The 24581-nt window shown below is 72.5% G+C and carries 10 protein-coding genes; 9 read left to right on the top strand and 1 reads right to left on the bottom strand.

Going from position 1 to position 24581, the window contains the following annotated elements; translation table 11 throughout:
* Positions 1–105 precede the first annotated feature (105 nt).
* The 9 genes from AQJ67_RS07920 to AQJ67_RS07880 are packed head-to-tail and all read left to right on the top strand — an operon-like array spanning position 106 to position 23459.
* Entirely contained in the window at positions 106–1431 is a 1326-nt protein-coding gene (locus AQJ67_RS07920) for a salicylate synthase (protein ID WP_062717319.1), read from the top strand.
* On the top strand, positions 1428–2723 hold the full coding sequence (gene entS / locus AQJ67_RS07915) for an enterobactin transporter EntS (protein WP_062717318.1): 1296 nt from the start codon (positions 1428–1430) through the stop codon (positions 2721–2723). Before AQJ67_RS07920 ends, entS begins: the two co-directional genes overlap by 4 nt.
* 32 nt (positions 2724–2755) lie before the next feature.
* A complete protein-coding gene (locus tag AQJ67_RS07910; RefSeq protein WP_062717317.1) occupies positions 2756–3592 on the top strand; it encodes an alpha/beta fold hydrolase in 837 nt (278 codons plus the stop codon).
* Between the two features lie 32 nt (positions 3593–3624).
* Complete coding sequence (panD, locus tag AQJ67_RS07905; protein ID WP_062717521.1) at positions 3625–4077, top strand: aspartate 1-decarboxylase; 453 nt, start codon at positions 3625–3627, stop codon at positions 4075–4077.
* A 3-nt stretch (positions 4078–4080) separates the two neighbouring features.
* Complete coding sequence (locus AQJ67_RS07900) at positions 4081–4299, top strand: MbtH family protein (protein ID WP_062717316.1); 219 nt, start codon at positions 4081–4083, stop codon at positions 4297–4299.
* On the top strand, positions 4299–7496 hold the full coding sequence (locus AQJ67_RS07895) for a non-ribosomal peptide synthetase (RefSeq protein ID WP_062717315.1): 3198 nt from the start codon (positions 4299–4301) through the stop codon (positions 7494–7496). The genes AQJ67_RS07900 and AQJ67_RS07895 overlap by 1 nt, the downstream gene beginning before the upstream one ends.
* On the top strand, positions 7493–12136 hold the full coding sequence (locus tag AQJ67_RS07890; protein ID WP_244190386.1) for a non-ribosomal peptide synthetase: 4644 nt from the start codon (positions 7493–7495) through the stop codon (positions 12134–12136). The genes AQJ67_RS07895 and AQJ67_RS07890 overlap by 4 nt, the downstream gene beginning before the upstream one ends.
* On the top strand, positions 12133–19965 hold the full coding sequence (locus AQJ67_RS07885) for a non-ribosomal peptide synthetase (protein ID WP_062717313.1): 7833 nt from the start codon (positions 12133–12135) through the stop codon (positions 19963–19965). The genes AQJ67_RS07890 and AQJ67_RS07885 overlap by 4 nt, the downstream gene beginning before the upstream one ends.
* A 26-nt stretch (positions 19966–19991) precedes the next feature.
* On the top strand, positions 19992–23459 hold the full coding sequence (locus tag AQJ67_RS07880) for a non-ribosomal peptide synthetase (protein ID WP_062717312.1): 3468 nt from the start codon (positions 19992–19994) through the stop codon (positions 23457–23459).
* A gap of 72 nt (positions 23460–23531) precedes the next feature.
* Here the strand turns inward: AQJ67_RS07880 and AQJ67_RS07875 are convergent, their stop codons facing one another.
* Positions 23532–24548: an iron-siderophore ABC transporter substrate-binding protein gene (locus AQJ67_RS07875; protein ID WP_062717311.1), complete on the bottom strand. Its 1017-nt coding sequence runs from the start codon at positions 24546–24548 to the stop codon at positions 23532–23534.
* Between the last annotated feature and the right edge of the window lie 33 nt (positions 24549–24581).

Genomic DNA, 24581 nt, shown 5'->3' with positions numbered 1-24581 from the left:
CGTATCGGGGTCAAGCCTGCGGTGCGATCTGGACGGCACCGCGCCGGGGAGGCTAGGGTCGTAGCGAATTAGGTTAGGTTAACCTAAGTCCAGGGAGGTGGGTCCTTGCTGCGTTATCGGAGCGCGGAGACGGAACTGCCGGGAGACCCCGTCCAGTTGGCGGCAGAGCTGGCGGAGTCGGGCTTGTTCGACCAGTACGTGATCTACGAACAGAACGGCGACTTCTGGTTCGCCGGCGGGGCGCTCGGCGAGATCCAAGTCGACCGCTCCGAGGTCCGCCGCCGATGGCTCGACGAGGAGTCCGCGGCCCCGCTCGGGCCGCACCCACTGCGCCAGGTCCACGAGGAACTGGGCCGGATGGCCGCCGAGGGCTGGAACGCCTACGGCTGGATGGCGTTCGAGTTCTCCCATCTCCACACCGCCCGCCCCGACCGGGCAGGCGACGACGAACTGCTCCATCTGATCGTCCCGCACAGCGAAGTGAGGCTCGGTCGGCACGGCGTCCTCATCCGCAGCGCGGACCAGGAGACGCTGGAGGCACTGACCGGGTTACTCCACAGCGCCCCCGCCGACCGCGCCGCCGCCTCCCGCCCCGTCGAGGTCGCGGACGGTGAGGGCCGCTACCCCGACATGGTGGCCCAGGCCATCGAGGAGATACGGACGACCGAGCTCCAGAAGGTCATCCTCTCGCGGACCGTGGACGTGCCCTTCCCGGTCGACTTCGTCGCCACCTACGTCCACGGCCGCTCGCACAACACCCCCGCCCGTTCCTTCCTGTTGGACCTCGGCGGGCGCCGGGTCGCCGGCTTCAGCCCCGAGACCGTCGCCGAGGTCGGCGCGGACGGCGAGGTCGTCACCCAGCCCCTCGCCGGCACCCGCGCCCGCGGCTTCGGCGACCAGGAGGACGAGCGCCTGCGCGCCGAACTCCTCGCCGACCCCAAGGAGATCTCCGAACACGTGCTGTCGGTCAAACTCGCCGAGGAGGAGATGGCCACCGTCTGCCGGCCGGGCACGGTCTCCGTGCGCGACCTGATGACCGTCCGCCGACGCGGCAGCGTGCAGCACCTCGGCTCCAGCGTGCACGGCCTCCTGGCCGAGTCCGCCACCGCCTGGGACGTCCTGCGCGCGGTGTTCCCCGCCGTGACCGCCTCCGGTATCCCCAAGGCGCCCGCCTACGACTGCATCGCCCGGCTGGAGAAGGAGCCACGCGGCATCTACAGCGGCGCGGTACTGAGGGCCGGCAGCGACGGTGCCCTCGACGCGGCGCTCGTCCTGCGCAGCGTCTTCGAGGAGGGCGACCGCACCTGGCTGCGGGCCGGCGCCGGCATCCTCGCCGGGTCGACCCCGGCCCGCGAACTGGAGGAGACCTGCGAGAAGCTCCGCAGCGTCGCCCCGTACATCATCCCGGCACAGGGGCAGGGGCGCGCGTGAAGCTGGGAGAAGTCGTCGTCGACGTAGCGCCGTTGCGCTCCAGCAGGGACTTCAGACTGATCTTCGCCACCCAGGCGATCTCCATGGTCGGCACCCATCTCACCTCGGTGGCGGCCAGCCTCCAGATCTACCACCTCACCGGATCGTCGGTCCAAGTCGGCCTGATGAGCCTGGTGTTGGGCCTGTCGCTGCTGGTCGGTCTGGTCACGGGCGGCCTGCTCGCCGACCGGGCCGACCGGCGCAAGGTCATGCTCGTCACCCGCGCCGCGACCGCGGTGGTGATCGCGGGGCTCGCGGTGAACGCCGCGCTGCCCGACCCGCAGGTGTGGTTCGTCTTCGTGGCGGCCGTGCTCGCGGGCTTCACCGCCGGACTGGGCGGCCCGGCCCTGATGGCGGCCACACCCGCCCTGGTCACCCCCGGGCAACTGGCCGCCGCCGGCGCGCTGACCACCCTCACCGCCCAGCTCGGCGGCATGATCGGACCGTCCCTCGCGGGCGTCATCGCGGCCGGCCCCGGCGTCGCCTGGTGCTTCGCCATCGACGCGGCCGTCTACGTCGTGGGGCTCGCCCTCCTCGCCCCCCTGCCCAAGCTCGCTCCCGAGGGCACGGCCGAGCCGCAGCACCCGCTGAAGGCGATGGGGGAGGGGCTGCGGTTCCTGCGCGGCAACCAGGTCGTGGCCGGACTGCTGCTGATCGACGTCTGCGCGGTGGTCTTCGCGATGCCGTACGCCCTCTTCCCCGAACTCGGCACCGAGCACTTCGGCGGCGGCCCGTCCACCGTCGGACTGCTCTACACCGCGCCCGCCGTGGGCTCCTTCTTCGGCGCGCTGACCAGCGGCTGGACCGGCAGGGTGCACCACACGGGACGGGCACTGATCGGCGCGGTCGCGGTGTGGGGCGTGGCGATCACCTGCTTCGGGCTCAGCCCGAACCTGTGGCTCGCGCTGGTCTTCCTCGCCCTGGCCGGACTCGGGGACACCGTCTCGGAGATCCTGCGCCGGGCCCTGCTCCAGCACTACACGCCGGACCGGCTCCAGGGCCGCGTCGGCAGCCTGTGGCTGGCCCAGGCCACGGCCGGCCCCTCCGTCGGCAACGTCGAGGCGGGCCTGGTGGCCAGGGCGCTCGGCTCGTCGAGCGGGGCCGTGGTGGTCGGCGGAGTGGTCTGTCTGGCGGGCGTGGGCGCCCTGGCCCTCGCCATGCCGGCCCTGCGGAAGGCCACGCTCAGCCGGCCTCCGGATGCCGACGGGAACGACCGGGAGACGCCCGCCGAGGCCTCCCCGGCAGCCGACTGACGCAGAACCTCCCCACGACAGGGCGGAGAACCATGCCGAGCGCGCGCATCAACGGAATCCGGCTCCACTACGAGGACACCGGCGAGGGCGAGCCGGTGGTCCTGGTGATGGGCCAGGGCGCCGCGGGCCGGGCCTGGCACCTGCACCAGGTGCCGGCCCTGGTCGACGCCGGATACCGGGTCGTCACCTTCGACAACCGCGGCACACCCCCCACCGACGAGTGCCCCGAAGGCTTCACCGTCGGGGACCTGGTGGCCGACACGGCGGGTCTGGCCGAGCACCTCGACCTCGCGCCGTGCCGGTTCGTCGGCGTCTCCCTGGGCGCGTACGTCGTCCAGGAGCTGATGCTCGCCCGGCCCCGGCTCGTCCGGCAGGGCGTGCTGATGGCCACCCGGGGACGTACGGACGTGCTGCGCGCCGCGATGACCCGTGCCGAACGCGCCCTGTACGACAGCGGTTCGAAGCTGCCGCCCGCCTACTCCGCCTGGATCCGCGCCCTGCAGAACCTGTCCCCGGCCACCCTGGGCGACGACCGGCGGTTCCAGGACTGGCTGGCGCTCTTCGAGTTCTCACCGCAGCCCGAGGGGCCCGGCGCCCGGGCCCAGTTGGACCTGGAGGTCCCGGAGGGCCGGCTGGCGGCGTACCGGGCGATCGACGTGCCCTGTCTGGTCGTCGGCTTCGCGGACGACGTCGTCCTGCCGCCGCACCTCGGGCGCGAGGTCGCCGACGCCGTCCCGGGCGCCGTCTACCGGGAGATCGAGGGTTGCGGGCACTACGGCTATCTGGAGCGGCCCGACGAAGTGAACCGGGTGCTGCTGGAGTTCTTCCGTGACCGCTCTTCCACGACCGTTCTTGCTGAATTAGGTTAGCCTCACCTAAGTAGTCTCCTCAGGGGGTCATGGTGCACCGCACCTTGCTGAACGGCAAGATCCACCGAGCCACCGTCACTCAAGCCGATCTGCACTACGTCGGATCCCTGACGATCGATCAGGACCTCATGGAAGCCGCCGACATCGTCGAGGGCGAAGCCGTCCAGGTCGTCGACATCGACAACGGCGCCCGACTCACCACCTACGCCATCACCGGTGAACGCGGCAGCGGAGTCATCGGGATCAACGGAGCCGCCGCCCATCTCGTCCACCCCGGACATCTGGTGATCATCATGTCCTTCGCCGGGCTCGACGAGTCCGAGCGCGCCGCCCACCGGCCCCGGGTCGTCCACGTCGACAAGGCCAACCGGATCGTCGCGCTCGGCGCCGACCCCGCCGAACCGGTACCGGGCGCGGCCGACCAGTTCACCGGAGCCTTCACCCCCACCGCGCCACGCCCGTCCGGCGAGCAGGAGAGGAACTGAGCCATGGCCAACCCCTTCGACGACGACAGCGGCGTCTTCCGTGTCCTGGTCAACGACGAGGGCCAGCACTCCCTGTGGCCGGACTTCGCGCCGATACCCGCCGGCTGGTCGTCCGTGCACGGCCCCGCCGCCCGGGAAGCCTGCCTCGAGTATGTCGAGCGGCACTGGACGGACATGCGCCCGCGCAGCCTCGCCGAGGCCATGCGCCGGGCCGAGGGCTGATGGCCGGCCGCCCGGCCGTGGAGGACGTTCTCCCCCTGTCGCCGATGCAGGAGGGGATGGTCTTCCACGCGCTGTACGACGCACAGGGCCACGACGTCTACGCCGGACAGATGACCCTCCGCCTCGAAGGGCCGGTGGACGAGCTGTTCATGAGCGTGGCGGTCGCCAAACTGCTCGCCCGCCACGCCAACCTGCGGGCCGCGTTCCGCACCCAGCGCTCCGGGCGTCCGGTCCAGGTGATCAGGCGGGCGGTGCGGACCCCGTGGCAGGTCACCGACCTCTCCGCGCTGACGCCACCGGAGCGCGAGGCCGCCTTCGAGCGGCTGCTCGCCGACGACCGCGGCGAACGGTTCGACCTGGCCCGGCCGCCCCTCGTCCGCTTCCGGCTGGTCACGTTCGACGAGCGCGACCACCGCCTGGTGATCTCCTCCCACCATCTGCTCTGGGACGGCTGGTCCGCACCCGTCCTGGTGCGCGAACTCTTCCAGCTCTACGCCCGGGGCGGCCACGACCTCGACACCCTGCCCCGCGTCCGGCCGTACCGCGACTACCTCGCCTGGCTGGCCCGACAGGACCGTGCCGCCGCCGAACGCGCATGGCAGGCCGCCCTGGCCGGACTTGACGAGCCGTCACTCATCGCACCGGAGGCCCGCGACCTGCCCGCCGAGGAGCCCGAGCGGCATGCGTGGGAACTCTCCGAGCAGGACACCGAGGCGCTCACCGCCACCGCCCGCGCCCACGGAGTGACGGTCAGCACCGTGCTCCAGGGCCTGTGGGCCGTCCTGCTGAGCCGCCTGACCGGCCGCACGGACGTCGTCCTCGGCGCCACCGTCTCCGGCCGCGACGCGGACGTCCCCGGCATCGAGTCCATGGTCGGCCTCTTCATCAACACCCTGCCGGTCCGCGTCCGGCTCCGCCCCGCCGAAACCCTCGCCGACCTGCTCACCCGACTCCAGTCCGAGCAGTCCGCCCTCCTCGACCACCGCCACCTCGGCCTCGCGGACATCCAGCGCGCCACCGGCCACACCGTCCTCTTCGACACGCTGCTCGTCTTCGAGAGCTACCCCATCGACGACGCGGGCATCGCCCGGGCCCTCGGCTCCGAAGACCTCCGCATGACCGACGTCTCGGTCCACGACGCCACTCACTACCCCCTGACCCTCACCGCCCTGCCCGGCACCCGGCTGACCCTGACACTCAGCCACCGCCCGTCCGCGCTGGACACCGCCGCAGTGAGTGCCATCGCCGCGCAACTCGACTTGCTGATAAGGGAATTCAGCGAGAACCCGGCGACCCCCGTCGCGCGCCTGGCCGTCACTCCGGCCGACGAGCTCCCCACCCCGGACGAGGCCCCCCTCCCACACCCCACGGTCCGCGCCCTCTTCGAGGACCAGGCGACCCGTACCCCCGACGCCCCCGCAGTGCTCCACGGCGACACCACCCTGACCTTCGCCGAACTCGACGCCCGCGCCGACAGGTTGGCCGCCGCGCTGACCGTACGCGGCGCCGGACCGGAGGCCGTGGTCGCCGTCGCCCTGCCCCGCGGCCCCGACCTGGTCACCGCACTCCTCGCGGTACTGAAGGCGGGCGCCGCGTGCATGCCGCTCGACCCGGGCTACCCGCCCGGCCGCATCGCGCTGATGCTCGACGACGCCCGCCCCGCACTGGTGATCTGTGATGCGCCGACCGCACAACAGCTGGGCATCCAGCAGGAGTTGGTGTGCCCGCCGAACGCGGAGGCAGCCGTACCGCAGCGCCGGCGCCCACTCCTGTCGCCCGACCACCCGGCATACGTCATCTTCACCTCGGGCTCCACCGGCCGCCCCAAGGGCGTCATCGGAACCCAGCGCGCCCTGGCCAACCGTCTGCACTGGGGGCGGGAGCTGGGGTCCCCCGGAGGTGTCCGCGTCTCCAAGAGCCCGCTGAGCTTCATCGACGGGCTGACCGAGCTGCTCGGCACCCTCGTCGCGGGCGAGGCAGTGGCGCTCGCCGACGACGAGACGACCGGCGACCCGAAGGCCCTCGCCGCACTGGCCGACCGCCACGGCGCGACCCTCCTCACGGCGGTCCCCAGCCTCTACACCACCCTCGTCGAATCCGCCCCGCCGGACGCCTTCTCCACCGTCCGCACCTGGATCTCCAGCGGCGAGACCCTCCCCGGCGAACTGGCCGGCGCCCTCACCCGCCGCTGGCCACAGGCCCGCCTGGTCAACCTCTACGGCTGCTCGGAGGCGGCCGGCGACAGCCTGATCCACGTCCACGACGGCGGTGAGGGCACGGTGCCGCTGGGGCGGCCGATCGCGCACACACGCGTCCACGTACTCGACCCGTTCCTCCGCCCGTCGCCCGCCGGGGCGGTCGGCGAGCTGTACCTGGCCGGAGCCGGCCTGGCCCGCGGCTACCTCGGCCGGCCCGGCCGCACCGCCGAACGCTTCGTCGCCGATCCCTTCGGCCCCCCGGGCAGCCGCCTCTACCGCACCGGCGACCTGGCCAGGCTCCGGACCGACGGCACGGTGGAGTTCCTCGGCCGGGCCGACGACCAGGTGAAGATCCGCGGCTTCCGGGTCGAACCCGGCGAGATCGAGGCGGCCGTCCGCACACTGCCGGACGTCGGCCGGGCGGCCGTCGTGGCCACGACGGGCGGACCCGGACAGGACGGCCCGGCACCACGACGCCTGGTCGCCTACGTCGTAGCGGTCCCCGGCGCCGCACTCGACGCCCTCGCCCTGCGCCGCGCCCTGGCCGAACGGCTCCCCGCCCACCTCGTCCCCTGGGCGGTGGTGATCCTCAAGGAACTGCCGCTCACCCCCAGCGGCAAACTCGACCGACGCGCCCTGCCCGCCCCCGACTTCACGCAGACGTCCGCCTACGAACCTCCCCGCACCGAACCGGAGAAGGTGCTGTGCGGACTGTTCGCCGAGGTGCTCGGGCTGGAACGGGTCGGCATCCACGACGACTTCTTCGAAGGCGGCGGCGACAGCATCGTCTCGGTCCGCCTGGCCGACCGAGCCCGCAGAGCCGGACTCACCGTGTCCCCCCGGGACGTGTTCACCCACCGTACCCCGGCCGGACTCGCCGCCGCCCTGCCCGACGAAGCCGCCCCGGCGCCCGAGGAGTTCACTGCGACCGGCGCCCCGCTCGTGTCGCTCAGCCAGTCGCAGCTCGACAACGTCAAGGCGAGGTGGAGGACTCGATGAGCAAGGCACCCGGGGACGACGGTTCCCTGGTCGAGGACGTTCTGCCGCTCTCCCCGCTCCAGCAGGGCCTGCTGTTCCACGCCCTGTTCGACGAGAGCGCCCAGGACGTCTACACCATGCAGTCCCTGGTGGAGATCGAGGGCCCCCTGCGCCCCGCCCTGCTGCGCACCGCCGCCGAGGAACTCTTCGCCCGCCACGCCAACCTCCGCAGCGCCTTCCTCCACGAGGACCTGGACGAACCGGTGCAGGTCGTTCTCAAACAGGTCCCGGTTCACTGGTTGGACGCGGACGCCACCGACGAGGACGAGGCGGCCCGGCTGATCGCCGCCGACGCCACCGCCCGCTTCGACCTCACCGACCCGCCCCTTCTCCGCCTGACATTGCTCCGCCGCGCCACCGACCGCTGGCTGCTGATCCTCACCAACCACCACCTCCTGCTGGACGGCTGGTCCATCCCCCTCCTCGCCCGCGAACTCCTCCAGCTCTACGCCGCCCAGCTCGCCCCCGGCACCACACCCCCGCTGCCCGCCGTACGCCCGTACCGCGACTTCCTGGCCTGGCTCGCCTCCCGCGACCGCGAGACCTCCGCCGACGCCTGGCGCCGGGCGCTGGCCGGGGCGGCACCGACGGTACTGTCCCCCTCGGCCGCCGGCCTGGTCCCGATACTCCCTGAGCTGCACACCCTGCGGTTCACGGAGGAACTCACGGGCCGGATACAGGAGTTCGCAAGGCGCCGGGGCGTCACGGTCAACACGGTCGTACAGGGCCTGTGGGCGCTGCTCCTGGCCCGCCTGACCGGCCGGAACGACGTGGTCTTCGGCGCGACGGTGGCCGGCAGGCCCGCGGAACTCGCCGGTGTGGAGTCCATGATCGGCCTGTTCATCAACACCGTGCCGGTCCGGGTGACCGTACCCCCGGCGGAGCGGGCGGGAGCCTTCCTGCGCCGCGTCCAGGACGAACAGTCCCGCCTGATGGACCACCAGCACCTCGGTCTCACCGAGATCCAGCGCCTGGCGGGCACCGGTGACCTCTTCGACACCCTGCTGGTCTTCGAGAACTACCCCATCGACGAGGCGTCGGTCGCCCAGGCGGAGTCCTCGGCCGGGCTGCGCATCGCCGACGTCAAGGGATCGGGCGCCACCCACTATCCCCTGACCCTGGCCGTACTGGCCGAGCAACGGCTCGGTGTCGTCTTCGAGTTCCGCCCCGACTGCTACGAACGTACGGCGGTGGAGGAGCTGGCCGGGCGCTTCGAGCGCCTCGTGCACGCGGTGCCGGCCGACCCGGACGCCCCCCTGGCCGCCCTGGACGTCCTCACCCCCGGCGAGCGGGCCGCCCTGCTGACGCGAGGCCTCGGCGAAAGGCTGCCGACCCCGTGGTACCGCACGATGCCGGAGGTGTTCGAGGCCCAGGAGGCCCGAACCCCGGACGCCGTGGCCGTGGTGGGGGAGGGCCGGCACCTGACCTTCGCCCAGCTGAACACCGCCGCTAACCAACTGGCCCGACTACTCGTCGAGTTGGGTGCGGGCCCGGAACAGATCGTGGCGTTCGCGCTGCCGCCCACTCCGGACACCATGACAGCGATCCTGGCCATCCAGAAGGCGGGCGCGGCCTATCTGCCCCTGGACCCGGCATGGCCAAAGGAGCGCATCGCCGCAATGCTGGCGGACGCAAGCCCCGTCGCGCTCATCACGACGTCCACTGCGGCGCCCTTCAAGGGGCGCGGGGCTGTGACATATGCGGCTGCGCCGCGTGGGCGCGACCAGCCACAGACAACCCGCAGCCGCCCGCCGGCCCTGCCACCCGACCGCTGCGTCGTCCTCGACGCCCCCGACACCCGCAAGCGCCTCGAACACATCCCGGCCTCCAACCTCACGGACACCGACCGGCTCCAACCCCTCCTCCCCGAACACCCCGCCTACGTCATCTACACCTCCGGCTCCACTGGTCGCCCCAAGGCCGTGGTCATCCCCCACCGAGCCATAACCAACCTCTTCACCGCCCACAACAAAGCCCTCCACCAACCGGCCTCCACAGCCACCGGCGGAGCCCTCCGCGTAGGCCACGCCTGGCCCACCGCCTTCGACGCCTCCTGGCAACCCATGCTGTGGATGTTCGCCGGCCACGAACTCCACCTGGTCCCGGAGGACATCCGCCGCGACCCCACAGCCCTGCGGGACTTCCTCGCCCGGCAGCGCATCGAGTTCATCGAGCTCTCCCCGTCCCTGCTGGGCGAACTCGTCGCCCAGGGCGGCGACTGGCGGGCCCGGCTGAAGGTGCTCGGCGTCGGCGGCGAGGCCGTACCCCCGGACCTGTGGCGCACCCTGCGTGCCACCCCCGGTCTCGCCGCGCACAACCTCTACGGCCCCACCGAATGCACCGTCGACTCGGCGGACTGCGACCTCGCCCTCACCGAGCGACCGGCGATCGGCCGCCCCGTGGCGGGCGGCACCCTCTACGTCCTGGACGGCCACCTCAACCCCGTGCCCGTCGGTGTCGAGGGCGAGCTGTACATGGCCGGCGCCGGCCTGGCGAGGGGCTACCTCGGCCAACCCGCCGCCACCGCGAGCCGCTTCGTCGCCGACCCCTTCGCCGACAGCCCCGGCGCCCGCATGTACCGCACGGGCGACGTGGCCCGCTGGACCGCGGACGGACTGGTGGAGTGCCTCGGCCGGGTCGACGACCAGGTCAAGATCAGGGGATACCGGATCGAACCCGGCGAGGTCGAGGCGGTGCTGCTGGAACAGGACCTGGTCGAGCGCGCGGCCGTCGTCGTCCGCGAGGACACGCCCGGAGTACGGCGCCTGGTGGCTTACGTCATCTTCGCCGCGCCCTCCGTAACCTCGCCCGCACCCCCGGATGAGGACACGGCCGAGGAGACGGCCGAACTACTGCGCCGCGCCGTCGCCGCCGTACTCCCCGACTACATGGTCCCGTCGGCCTTCGTCCCGGTGGACGGCTTCCCGCTCACCCTCAACGGCAAGCTGGACACCGCCGCCCTCCCACCACCCTCCCGCTCCGCGGGGCCGGCCGCGCAGCCGCCCCGGAACCCGGTCGAGCAGCGGCTCGCCGCGCTGTTCGCCGAGGTGCTCGGACTGGACGCGGTCGGCGTGCACGACAGCTTCTTCACGCTGGGCGGCGACAGCATCGTGTCGATGCGGCTGGTCAGCCAGGCACGGGCCGCCGGGCTGGCGATCTCACCCCGCGACGTCTTCGAGCGGCCCACAATCGCGGAACTCGCGGAACTCGCGGAACTCGCCGATCACGCGGCCACCACCGAGCACCTCGCGCAAGCCACCGAACGCCGCACGAGCGACCCCGACGCGGGAACCGGTGACATCCCCCTCACCCCCGTCCTGACCTGGCTCACCGAACAGAACGGCCCCTTCCGCGCCCTCAGCCAGGCCCGTTTCCTGCGCACCCCGCCCGACATGGACCTCGACGGCCTGCACCGCACCGTCCAGTCCGTCCTGGACCGGCACGACCTGCTGCGCTCCACCTTCACCCGGGCAGGCGACGGTTCCTGGCGCTTCCACGCCGCATCCCCGGGGTCGACCAGCGCCGCCGGCTGCGTACGCCGTATCGACGCCGAGCGTCTGGATCACACGGCGACCGGCACCCTCGTGCCGGAGGCGATGGACGAGCTCGTCGCCGAACTCGACCCTGCCGCCGGGGCGATGGCGCGGTTCCTGTGGTTCGACGCCGGAGGCGGTCGCGAGGGTCGGCTCCTGGTCGTGCTGCACCACCTGGTGACGGATGCCGCGTCCTGGGGCGTGCTCGTCGCCGACCTGGCCGCCGCCTGGGAGCGCAGGGACCTGTCGCCCGTCGGCACCTCCTTCCGGGAGTGGGCGCGGGCGCTCCATGAGCTGGCGCCGAACCGGTCGCCCGAACTCGCCTTCTGGAAGGGCGTGCTGGACCGACCCGAACCACCCCTCGGAACCGGCCCCCTGGACTCCGCCCACGACACCCGGGCCACCGTCCGCAGGCACTGGACCACCCTGGGCCCCGACATCACCGAACCCCTGACGACCACCGCCTCCCTCCAGGACGTGCTGCTCACCGCCCTGGCACTCGCCGTACCGGCCTGGCGCGGCGCACCCGCACCCGACCCCTCCGTACTGATCGCCCTGGAGGGCCACGGCCGCGAGGAGCACCTCGTCCCCGGCGCCGACCTCTCCAGCACCCTCGGCTGGTTCACCAGCGTCTTCCCGGTCCGGCTGGATCCCGGTCCCCCGCCCGGAGCGGACCAGGTACGCCGCGTCCGCGACCAGCTCGCCGCCCTGCCCGACAAGGGCATCGGCTACGGCCTGCTCCGCCACCTCGACCCGGAGGCGAGCCGACAGCTGGCTCAACTCGCCGAGCCCCAGATCCAGTTCAACTACCTGGGACGCATGACCCTGGGCGAGCGGCGCGACAACGCCGTGTTCACCAGCGCACCCGAGACCGGTGCCATGGGCAGCGGCGCCGACCCCGAGATGCCCGCCCCCTACGCCCTCGTCGTCGACGCGGTGATCACCGGAACCGAACTGTCGGTGTGCTGGCAGTGGCCGCAGCGGCTCTTCCCCGAGCCGGAGATCCAACGGCTCGCCGCGCTGTGGACCACGTCCCTAGAACTGCTCCTGAAAGGCGGCGACCAGTGACGCAGACCCCCACCGCCGACCTCGCGGCACGCAAGCGCGAACTCCTTCGCCGCCGGCTGGAGAGCGCGGGCCTGGCCGGCACGGCCGACCGCTCCGAGCGGATCCCCCGGCGCCCGGCGGACACGGCCCGGCTGCCGTTGTCGTACGCCCAGTCCCGGATGTGGCTGCTCCAGCAACTCGACCCGGCCAGCCCCGCCTACAACGTCTGCCTCGCGATCCGTCTGCGCGGCCCCCTCGACACGCCCGCCCTGCGCACGGCCTTGCAGGACCTGATCGACCGCCACGAGGTGCTGCGCACCCGCTACCCGGCCGCCGAGGACGGCACGCCGGAACAGATCGTGGACGCGGGCGCGGAGCTGGAGTTCGCCACCGCCGACCTGCGCGGGCTGACAGGAGAGGAGCAGGACCGGCAGGCGTCGGCCCTCGCCCGGACCGCCTCGGCCACCCCCTTCGACCTCGCCGCCCACCACCCCCTGCGCACCCTGCTGATCCAGCGGGCGGAGCAGGACCACACCCTCGTCCTGACCGTCCATCACATCGCTTGGGACGGCGGGACGTTCAACGCCCTCTCCCACGACCTCACCGCCCTCTACCGCGCGGCGGCCACCGGTGAGCCCGCCGATCTGGAACAACTACCCGTTCAATACGGCGACTTCGCGCACTGGCAGCACACCACCTGGACCGACGAACGCCTGGCCGGGCATCTCGACCACTGGCGCGCCGCCCTGACCCCCGCACCCCGCCCCCTAGCCCTGCCCACCGACGCCCCCCGCACCGCCCGCCCCACCGCGCACGGCGACCGCCGCTTCCACACCTTCGCCCCCGACGTCACCGAACGCCTCACCGCCTTCGCGCGCAACGCGGGCGTCACCCCCTTCATGGTGCTGTTCGCCGGCCTGGCGGCCCTGCTGCACCGCACCACCGGCGCCACCGACATCCCCATCGGCTCCGCCGTGATGAACCGCGACCTACCCGGCCTCGAAAAGCTGATCGGCAACTTCGGCAACACCCTCGCCCTGCGCGCCGACCTCGAAGGCGACCCCGGATTCGTGGAACTGGTCGAGCGCGTACGCCAGTTGTGCACGGACGGATACGCCCACCAGGACATGCCCTTCGACAAGCTGGTCGAGCAGCTGAAGCCGGAACGGCAGCCGGGACGCGCCGTCTACTTCGACGTCATGCTCCTCTTCCTCACCCAGGGACTCGAAGGGCCGCAGTTCCCGGGGGTGACCGCCGCATGGCAGACCGTCCACAACGACACGACCCAGTTCGACCTGTCCCTGGAGGCGTTCCTCACCGACGGCCGGCTGCGGATCGAGGCCACCTATCGCAGCGCCCTGTTCATCCCGGACACCGTCGACCGGCAGCTCCGCCACCTGGAGACACTCCTCGCGGCAGCCCTCACCGAGCCCGAACTTCCCGTGTCACGCCTGCCGTTGATGGGCGACACCGAGCAGCACCGGGTGCTGGAGGAGTGGAACGCCACCGACCGCCCGGTCCCGGCCGCCCCCCACCTCACCGACCTCCTCGCCCAGCAGGCCGCCCGCACCCCTGACGCTCCCGCCCTCATCGCCGACGACGACCGGCCCGCTCTCGACTACGCCGAGCTGCACGCCCGCGCCAACCGGTTCGCCCGCCTGCTGATCTCCCACGGAGTCGGTCCCGAGGCCCGTGTCGCGGTGGCCCTCGACCGCGGAACCGACCTGGTGGTGGCGCTGCTCGCGGTACTCAAGGCCGGTGCGGCCTACGTCCCGCTGGACACCGGGTACCCGGCCGAGCGGCTGGCGTTCATGGTGGAGGACGCCGCGCCGGCCCTCGTCCTCACCGCCCCGGACACCGCACGGATCCTGCCACCCGGCGTGCCCCTCCTCCTGCTCGACACGGACACCACCGCCTTCGACCCCACCGAACTCACCGACGCCGACCGCCTTCAGCCCCTGCGCCCCGAGCACCCCGCCTACGTCATCTACACCTCCGGCTCCACGGGCCGGCCCAAGGGAGCCGTCGTCCCGCACGCCGGGATCGTCAACCGGCTGGTGTGGATGCAGGACACGTACCGACTCGGCCCGGACGACCGGGTACTGCAGAAGACGCCGGCCGGCTTCGACGTCTCCGTGTGGGAGTTCTTCTGGCCGTTGATCACCGGGGCCGTCCTCGTGCTCGCCCGCCCCGGCGGCCACCGCGACCCCGGCTACCTCGCCGAGCTGATCCACGACCGACGCGTCACGACCGCGCACTTCGTCCCCTCGATGCTGCGTGTCTTCCTCGACGACCCGGCCGCCGGGCGGGCACGCGGAGTGCTCCGCCGACTGGTGTGCAGCGGCGAGGCCCTGCCCACCGAACTCGCCGACCGGTGCGCTGAGCTGCTGCCCCGCACCGAGCTGCACAACCTGTACGGCCCGACCGAGGCCGCCGTCGACGTCACCGCCTGGCCGTGCGCCGCCGGGACCAGGTCCGCCGCCGGGTCCGTACCGATCGGCCGCCCGGTGTGGAACACCCGCACCCTGGTCCTGGACGAACACCTGCGCCCGGTACCGCCCGGCGTCTCCGGCGAGCTCTACCTGGGCGGCGCCCAGCTCGCCCGCGGCTACCTCGGCCGCCCCGGCCTCACCGCGGACCGCTTCGTCGCCGACCCCTACGGCCCACCCGGCACCCGCCTCTACCGCACCGGTGACCTGGTGCGCTGGAGCGCGCAGGGCGTGCTGGAGTTCCTCGGCCGGTCCGACGACCAGGTGAAGATACGCGGCTTCCGCGTCGAGCCCGGCGAGACCGAGGCCGCCCTGGCCGCACTGCCCGGCGTGTCCCAAGCGGTCGTGACGGTACGTCAGGACCAGCCGGGCGAACCGAGGCTGGTCGCCTACGCGGTACCCCAACCCGGCGCCCCGCTGGAGCCGTTGCGGGTCAGGCAGGACCTCAAGGCGAAGCTCCCGGAGCACCTGGTGCCCGCCGCCGTCGTCATCCTCGCCGATCTGCCGCTCACCCCCAACGGCAAACTCGACCGAGCGGCCCTGCCCGCCCCCGACCTCTCCGACCTCACCACCGCGACGGCTCCCCGCACCGACGCGGAAGCGGCCCTCTGCGCCCTCTTCGCCGACCTGCTCGGGCTGCCTGCGGTCGGCATCCACGACGAGTTCTTCGCCCTCGGCGGCCACTCGGTCCTGGCCACCCGCCTGGTCGCCCGCGCCCGGGCCGAGCTGGGGGCCGTCGTCCCCCTGCGGGCGGTCTTCGACACACCGACCGTGGCCGAGCTCGCCCCGCTCCTGGAGGCCCCGGCCGCCGAACAGCGCCCCGTGCTACGGCCGGCCCTCCGCCCGGACCCGGTGCCGCTGTCCTCCGCGCAGGCGAGGCTGTGGTTCCTGTACCGGCTGGAGGGACCCAGCCCGACGTACAACATCCACACCGCCGTGCGTCTGACCGGACCGCTCGACGCAGCCGCCCTGCGCACGGCCCTCCACGACGTCGTCGACCGCCACGAGGTGCTGCGCACGATCTACCCGGACGACGACGGCACGCCCTACCAGCGGATCCTGCCGCAGGCCACCGTGCCCTTCGAGGTCGTACCGACCCGGGCCGGGGAGGTCGACGCCCTGCTGCGCGAGGCCGCCGCGCACTCCTTCGCACTGGACGCCGAGATCCCCGTACGGGCCACGCTGTACGCTCTCGCCCCCGACGAGCACGTCCTGCTCCTGCTCGTCCACCACATCGCCACCGACGGCTGGTCGGCGGAGCCACTGCTGCGCGACCTGGAGACGGCGTACGCGGCCAGGCTGCGCGGCACCCGTCCCGAATGGCCTCCGCTCCCCGTGCAGTACGCCGACTACACGCTGTGGCAGCGCCAGTTGCTCGACGAAGGCGGCCTCACCGACGCCGAACTGGACTACTGGTCACGGCAGTTGGACGGGGCACCCGAAGAACTCCAGCTCCCGGTCGACCGCCCTCGGCCGGCCGTCGCCGGCTACCGGGCCGGAGCCGTGGACTTCACCCTCGACGCCGAGGTCCACCGCACGCTGCGCGACCTCGCCGCTGAGGCCGGCGGCACCGTCTTCATGGCGCTCCAGGCCGCCCTGGCGGTCCTGCTCCGCCGGCTGGGCGCCGGAGACGACATCCCCCTCGGCACCCCCGTCGCCGGCCGGGGCGACGCGGCCCTCGACGACCTGGTGGGCCTGTTCGTCAACACCCTGGTCCTGCGTACCGACGTCTCCGGCGACCCGACGTTCCGCACCCTGCTGGCCCGGGTGCGCGAGACGGACGTGGACGCCTACGCCCACCAGGACCTGCCGTTCGAACGGCTGGTGGACGCGCTCGCCCCGACCCGCTCCATGGGCCGGCACCCGCTGTTCCAGGTGATGCTCGCGCATCAGCAAGTCCCGCAGGAGACAAGGGAGTTCGCGGGCCTGACGCTGAGCGAACCACGCGTCGACTTCTACACGGCGAAGACCGACCTCGCCTTCCATGTCTTCGAACAGCCGGACGGCCACGGCATAACCGGTGCGCTCGTGTACAACCGCGACCTGTACGACGGCGAAACCGCCCAGGACATGGTCGAGCGGTTCGTGCGGCTGGCAGGCGACCTGGCCCGGCGCCCGGATCTGCCCGTCTCCCTCGCCGACGTCCTCACCCCGCGCGAGCGGGCCCTGATGCTGGGGGAGTGGAACGACACCGCGCACCCCATGCCGGCCACCACCCTCACCGCGCTGTTCGAGGAACAGGCGGCGCGGACCCCTCGCGCCACGGCCGTGGAGTACGGCATCGAGGGCGGGACGCGACTGACGTACGCCGAGCTCAACGATCGCGCCAACGGCCTCGCCCGGCAGCTGACTTCACTGGGCGTGGGGCCCGAGCGCCGCGTCGGGATCCATCTGGACCGCTCGGTGGAGATGGTCGTAGGACTGCTCGCCGTGCTGAAGGCGGGCGGGGCTTTCGTGCCGCTGGAGCCGTCGTGGCCGGCGCGCCGGGTGGCCGAAGTCTGCCGGAGCGCGGCGTTGACGGCGGTCCTGGGAAAGCAGGGCGGCGACGGAGCCGTTCTCGGGGACGACGCCCCGCCGTTCGTGGAGGTGCGCCTGGACGGTCCGGAGCAGCCGGAGAACCCTGACGTCGCCGTCGATCCCGAGGGCCTCGCCTACGTCATCTACACCTCCTGCTCCACCGGCGTCCCCAAGGGCGCCATGATCCGGCACCGGGCCATCGCGCACCGCCTGCTGTGGCAGCGCGGGCTGCTCGGCTTCGGGACCGACGACGCCGCCCTGTTCAAGGCGCCGCTCGGCTTCGACATCTCCATCAACGAGTTCTTCCTGCCGCTGGTGAACGGCGGCCGCGTGGTGATCGCCGAACCGGGCGGCGAACGCGACGTCGACTACCTCCTCGACACCGTCGAGCGCCACCGGGTCACCTTCACCTACCTCGTCTCCTCGATGCTCGACCTGCTCCTGGAGCTGGACGGCTTCGCCCGCCGGGCCGGCTCGCTGCGGCACGTGTGGTGCGGCGGCGAGGTGCTCACCCCCGAGCTGTTCGCCCGCTTCCGCACGGCGAGCCGGGCTGTGATGTACCACGGGTACGGACCGGCCGAGGCCACCATCGGCGTCAGCCACGTCGTGTACCGCACCGGCGCCATCCGCAGCGCCGTCTCCATCGGGCGGCCCAACGGCAACACGCGGCTCCACGTCCTCGACGACCGCCTGCAGCCGGTGCCGGTCGGCGTGCCCGGCGAGTTGTACGCCGGGGGCGTCTACCTCGGCCGCGGCTATGTGAACGACCCGCGCCGCACCGCCGACCACTGGGTGGCCGACCCCTTCGGCCCGCCCGGCGAACGGCTCTACCGCACCGGCGACCTGGTGCGGTGGCAGCGCGACGGCACCCTGGAGTTCCTCGGCCGGGCGGACAACCAGGTGAAGATCCGCGGCATGCGGGTCGAGCTGGAGGAGATCGAGGCCGTCCTCGAACAGCATCCCGGCGTCCGGCGCGGGGTGGTGGTCATCCGGGAGGACGCCCCCGGCGTCAAGCAGCTCGCCGGGTACTACCTGGCCGTCGACGACCTCGGGGACCTGCACGGCTGGCTCCGTGAACGGCTGCCCGAACACATGGTGCCGCGCACCCTCACCGCCCTCGACGCCTTCCCCCTCCTGCCCTCCGGCAAGGTCGACCGAGCCTCCCTGCCCGCACCCCGGACCCCGGCCTCGGGTACACCGACCCGCGCACCCGCCGACCCACGCGAGCGCCTGCTCTGCGAGTTGTTCGCCTCCGTGCTCGGGCTGAGCAGCGTCGACGTCGACGACAACTTCTTCGAGCTCGGCGGCGACAGCATCGTCTCCATCCGACTGGTCACCCTGGCCCGCAAGGCCGGCCTGGCCCTGAGCCCCCGTCAGGTCTTCCAGACCCCGACCCCGGCCGGTCTGGCGGCGGCAGCCTCCGCCGAGCGCACCGACACCGCCCCCGTGGACGAGCCGGCCGGCGAGGCGGACCTGACCCCGATCATGCACTGGACGGCCGGCCCCGACGGCTCCTACGCCGGGCTCGCCCAGGCGGTGCTGCTCGTGACCCCGCCGGATCTGACGTACGACACCGCCGTCGACGTACTCCAAGCGGTGCTGGACCGCCACGACGTGCTCCGCGCCCGGCTGACGGACAAGCTGGTCGTACCGGCCGAAGGAGCGGTCCGTGCGGGCGACCTGCTCAGCCAGGTGCGGGACGCGGCACTCGACGACGAGCTGGCCGCCGCGGTGGCCCGGCTCGACCCGGCGGCCGGGCGCATGCTCCAGGCCGTCTGGTTCACCGACCCGGGACGGCTGCTGCTCGTGGCCCATCACCTGGTCGTCGACGGTGTGTCCTGGCGGATCATCATGGCCGACCTGGCGGAGGCCTGGCAGTCCGGCCGTCCCCTGCCGCGCGGCGGCACCTCCTTCCGCACCTGGAGCAGACTCCTCGGCGAGGAGGCCCGCAAGCCCGACCGGATACACGAACTGGCTTGGTGGACACGAGCGTTGGACGACGCACGTCCGCTGATCGACCGCAGCCCTGGCGCCGGGGCCACGTCACAGGAGCGCAGCCTGGTGCTGCCACCCGCCCTCACCGAGCCCCTGCTGGCCGACGTGCCCGCCGCCTATCACGCCGCCGTCCCCGACGTCCTGCTCACCGCCCTCGCCCTCGCCGCCACGGCCTGGCGGGAGCGGCGTGGTGACCTGAGCGGGCGTGCGCTGCTGGTCGGCCTTGAGGGGCACGGGCGCGAGGACGGCATCGTCGAGGGCGTCGATCTGTCGTCCACCGTCGGCTGGTTCACCACCTTCCACCCCGTCGGCATCGACCCCGGCCCGCTGGACGTGGACGACGCGCTGTCCGGAGGGCCGGCCGCGGGCAGCGCGCTCAAGCGGATCAAGGAGCAGTTGCGCGCCGTACCCGACCACGGGATCGGCTACGGCCTCCTGCGCCACCTCAACCCCGACACTGCACCAGTTCTGGAGAAACTGTCGCAGCCGCAGATCCTCTTCAACTACCTGGGCCGCTTCACCGCCTCCGGCTCGCGGGAGGAGCCATGGGAGCTCGCTCCCGAAGCCCCCATGCTCCGGGTGCCGACTCCGGCCAGTGTTCTCGGCCTGGAGATCAACGCCGTCGCCGTAGAGGAGACGGACGGTGTCCGGCTGCACGTCTCCGCCTCCTGGCCGGACTCCTTCCTGACCGAGGCCGAGGCACGGGACCTGCTCGGCCTCTGGGAACACGCCCTGCACGGCCTGGCCCGGCACACGCCGGCCGGTGGCCTCACCCCGTCGGACCTCCCCTTGGTCGAACTGACGCAGGAGGACCTCGACGACTTCGAGCACGACCTCGACGAATTCTGAGCCAACGGACGACTTCGGAGGAACCGGTGACGCAGCACCACCCGACCGCGGACGAGCTGCTCCGTTCGGTCACCGACACATTCGGCTCGAAGGCGGCGCCGAGCGAGGACGACAGCCTCATCGCCTGGGGCCTGGACTCGATCACCCTGATGAGGATCGCGGGTGGCTGGCGCAAGCGGGGCGTCCGGGTCAGCTTCGCCGAACTGGCCAAGGAACCGACCCTGCGCGCCTGGCGGGAGCTGCTCGCGGCCCACGTCCCGGCCGCCGAACGGACCCCGCCCCCGCCGCCCGCCGCGCCCGAACCCCGCGAGCCGTTCCCGCTGGCCGTGATGCAGCACGCGTACTGGATCGGCCGCGGCGACGCGACCACCCTCGGCTCCGTCGCCGCCCACCTCTACGTCGAGTTCGACGGCACCGGCGTCGACCCAAGCCGCCTCGACACGGCCGTACGGGCCCTCGCGGCCCGCCACGGCATGCTGCGCGCCCGCTTCACCGACGACGGCCGCCAGCAGATCCTGCCCGACCTCACCGGCCCCGCGACCGTCCTTCACGACCTGCGCACGCTGGACGCCGACGCGGCCGCGGCCGCGCTGGAGGACGTCCGCCACTCCTCCTCGCACGCCCGCCTGGACATCGCGGCCGGTGAGGTCTTCTCCGTGCGGCTGTCGCTGCTGCCGGACGGCACGAGCCGACTGCACGTCGACGTCGACATGCTCGCCGCCGACGCGCTCAGCTACCGGGTGCTGCTCTCCGACCTCGCCAAACTGTACGAAGACCCGGGCACACCGCTCCCGGCCATCCGCACCAGCTATCCGGAGTACCTCGCCGAGCGCGCGGACGTACGGCGGCTGAGCCGCGACCAGGCACAGCGGTGGTGGCAGCAGCGGATACCCGGACTGCCCAGCGCCCCCGAACTCCCGCTCGTCCCCGAGGCCGAGCGCACCGACCCGACGCGGGTGACCCGCCGGCACCACTGGCTGCCGCCGGACGAGAAGCGGCGGCTGACCGCCCGCGCCCACCAGCACGGGCTGACCCCGGCCATGGCGGTGGCGACCGCCTTCTCGGAGGTGCTGGCGGCCTGGAGCGGACAGCCGCGCTTCCTGCTGAACGTCCCGATGTTCGATCGCAGGGGCTCCCACCCCGACGTCGACCTGCTCGTCGGCGACTTCACCAGCTCGGTGCTGCTCGACGTCGACCTGACCGAACCGGGCTCGTTCACCGATCACGCACGGCGCCTGCAGGACCGTATGCACACCGACGCGGCGCACTCCGACTACTCCGGTGTGGAGGTGCTGCGCGACCTGTCCCGGCTGGGCGGCGAGCAGGTCCTGGCGCCCGTGGTGTTCACCAGCGCCCTCAACCTCGGTGAACTGTTCGACACGGGCGTACGGAAGTGCTTCGGCAAACCCGTCTGGATCATCTCCCAGGGGCCGCAGGTGCTCCTCGACGCCCAGGTGACCGAGGTCGACGGCGGACTGCTGGTCAACTGGGACGTCCGCGAGGACGCCTTCCCGGCCGGACTGGTCGACGCGATGTTCACCGCCTTCCACGGGCTCGTCACCCGGCTCGGCACCGACGACACGGTCTGGGACCGCCCGCTCCCCGCTCTGCTGCCCGCCGAGCAGTCGGCGGTCCGCGCCAAGGTGAACTCCACCGAGGGCCCGCGCAGCCACCGGCTGCTCCACCAGGGCTTCTTCGAACGCGCCGCCGAGCAGCCGGATGCTCCGGCCCTGCTGTGGGCCACCGAAGGAGCCCTGTCCTACGGCGAGTTGGCGGACCGCGCCCTGCGTACGGCAGCCGTCCTCGTGGCACATGGCGTGCGGCCCGGCGACACCGTCGCGGTCAGCCTCCCCAAGGGGCCCGACCAGATCACCGCGGTCCTCGGCGTGCTGGCCGCCGGCGCCGCGTACGTGCCGATCGGCGTCGAGCAGCCGCCCGCCCGCCGCGACCGCATCCGCGCCACCGCCGGGTTCCGGGTCGCGCTGACCGACGGACGCCCGTTCGAGGACGCCGGCGTCCACGCCCTGCCCGTCGCCGAGGCCCTGCGCACCGCCGCACCCGTCGCGAAGCCGCTCACCGTGGAAGAGGAACAGCCCGCGTACGTGCTGTTCACCTCCGGCTCCACCGGCGAACCCAAGGGCGTCGAAGTCCCGCACCGGGCCGCAATGAACACCGTCGACGACCTCAACAACCGTTACGGCGTGGGTACTTCGGACCGCTGTCTCGCCCTGTCCGCCCTGGACTTCGACCTCTCCGTCTACGACGTCTTCGGGCTGCTGAGCGCGGGCGGCGCCGTCGTGCTGGTCGACGAGGACGACCGGCGCGAGGCGAGCCAGTGGGCCGACCTCGTCCGCACCCATGGAGTGACGGTCCTCAACTGCGCACCCCCGCTCCTCGACATGCTTCTGCTCGCCACCGCGCCCGGCGAACTCGTCGGCCTGCGAGCCGTGTTGCTCGGCGGCGACTGGGTGGGCACCGACCTGCCGGGGCGGCTGGCGGAGCGGGCCCCCGGGTGCCGGTTCACCGGGTTGGGCGGGACGACGGAGACCGCGATCCACTCCACGGTCTGCGAGGTGACCGAGGGGCAAGTCCCGGCGCACTGGCGGGCGGTGCCGTACGGGACTCCGTTGCGCAACGTCCGCTGCCGGGTCGTCGACGGCCACGGGCGGGACTGTCCGGACTGGGTACCGGGTGAGTTGTGGATCGGCGGGGACGGGGTGGCCCTCGGCTACCGGGCCGATCCGTCCCGTACGGCCGAGAAGTTCACCGAGGCCGACGGGCTGCGCTGGTACCGCACCGGTGACCTGGCGCGGTACTGGCCGGACGGCACCCTGGAGTTCCTCGGCCGCCGGGACCACCAGGTCAAGCTGCGTGGCTTCCGGATCGAACTGGGCGAGGTCGAGTCGGCGCTCGCGGGCCACCGCGCCGTACGGCGTGCCGTCGCCGGGCTGACCCGGGGGCAGGGCGTCCAGCTGGCGGCCGCGGTGGCCGCCGACGCCGGCACGGCCGAGGAGGAGCTGCGCGACTGGGCGCGCTCCGTGCTGCCGCCGCACATGGTCCCGGCCCGGATCACCGTGGCCGAGGAGCTCCCGCTCACCCCCAACGGCAAGCTCGACCGGCGTGCGGTGCGGGAGCTGTGGCAGGTGGACGAGGCGGAGCGGCACCGGGCCCCCGGCACCGCCCTGGAGACGGTCGTGGCGCGTGTCTGGCAGGACGTCCTCGGCGTCGAACGCGTCGGCCTCGACGACGGTTTCTTCGCCCTCGGCGGCGACTCGGTCCTCGCGACCGTGATCGTCGGCCGGCTGCGGGAGGCGCTGGACACCTCGGAGGTGTCCGTACGCTCCCTGTTCGCGACCCTCACGGCCGGTGGCATGGCCAAGCGGCTCTCCGCCGAGGAGGAGACGGCCGGGCGGCTCGAACAGGTCGCCGCGATCCACCTGGAGATCGAGGACATGTCGGCGGAGGAGATCGACTCCGCGCTGCGGGACACCTGAGGAGACACGAGGAGGAGGGGCTGGGGTGCCCGCAGGTGCCCCAGCCCCTCCTCCGCCGCCCCCCTCGGGCGGTCAGTCGAGCTTCTCGAAGCCCGGCTCCAGGTTGTTCAGTGCCCACGGGATGCCCAGCGCGGACGGGCTGCGGAGCTGGCTGATGGTCGCGACGTCGGTGACGACGTACCGGTCGTCCTTCACCGCGGCCATGTTCTTCACCAGGTCACTGGACTCGAACGCCTTCTTCAGATCCGGTGTGGTGAAGGCGATGACGACCAGGTCGGCGTCGAGCTTGTCGAGCTGCTCGAAGGACAGCTCGCCGGTCGGGCTGCCGTTGACCGTCTTGATGTTCTTCACCGACGGCGTCAGACCCATCCCGACCTGGCTCATCAGCTTGGCGGCGAAGTCGTCCTCGGAGGCGATCGTGAAGATCTTCGCCGGAGTGTTGCCGATGGACAGGCTGTAGGTCTTGCCCCGCAGCTTCGGGTGCTTCTCCTGCACCGCGGCGATGCTGTCCTCGGTCTCCTTGATGACCTGCGCGCCCCGCTCCTCCTTGCCGACGGCCTGCGCGACCACCTGGACGTGCTCCTGCCAGGTCTGCTGCCCCCAGGCCGTCTCGTAGCCGATGGTCGGCGCCACCGCGGCGAGCTTCTTGTAGTCCTTGTCCAGGGTGAAGTCGGAGGTGGCGAGGATCAGATCGGGCTGGAGGGACGCGACCTTCTCGTAGTCGACGGCGGTCAGCGTGTCGAGCAGCTCGGTCTTCCCGGTGTCGATCCTGTCCTTCAGCCAGGGGTAGACGCCGTCCTTGCTGAGGGCGTCCTTGGAGACCGCGACCGGTGTGACACCCAGGGCGTACAGCGCGTCGATGTCGTCGGTGCCGCCGTTGCCGATCACCACGATCCGCTCGGGCGCCTTGGCGATCTTCGTGGTGCCGAACTTGTGCTTGATGGACACCGGGAAGGCGGACGAGGAGTCCGCCTTCGCGTCTCCGGAGGTGTCGGAGGAGGTGTTCGAGTCGTCCTTGACGGAGCCGCAGGCCGCCAGGGCGGCGGCCAGGGCGGCGGTGAGAAGGGTGCTGAGGAGCTTTCTCGACATGCGCGCCAGTAAAGCAAGGTAAGCCTTGCCTTA

Origin of the sequence: Streptomyces caeruleatus, assembly GCF_001514235.1 — a bacterium.
Classification (GTDB): domain Bacteria; phylum Actinomycetota; class Actinomycetes; order Streptomycetales; family Streptomycetaceae; genus Streptomyces; species Streptomyces caeruleatus.
This window is presented reverse-complemented; position numbering and strand designations above follow the sequence as displayed.

What these genes read in the sequence shown, in the direction of transcription:
- AQJ67_RS07910 (WP_062717317.1), top strand. Translation starts at nt 2,756, where the DNA reads ATGCCGAGCGCGCGCATCAACGGAATCCGGCTCCACTACGAGGACACC.
- AQJ67_RS07900 (WP_062717316.1), top strand. Translation starts at nt 4,081, where the DNA reads ATGGCCAACCCCTTCGACGACGACAGCGGCGTCTTCCGTGTCCTGGTC.
- AQJ67_RS07895 (WP_062717315.1), top strand. Translation starts at nt 4,299, where the DNA reads ATGGCCGGCCGCCCGGCCGTGGAGGACGTTCTCCCCCTGTCGCCGATG.
- AQJ67_RS07890 (WP_244190386.1), top strand. Translation starts at nt 7,493, where the DNA reads ATGAGCAAGGCACCCGGGGACGACGGTTCCCTGGTCGAGGACGTTCTG.
- AQJ67_RS07875 (WP_062717311.1), bottom strand. Translation starts at nt 24,548, where the DNA reads ATGTCGAGAAAGCTCCTCAGCACCCTTCTCACCGCCGCCCTGGCCGCC.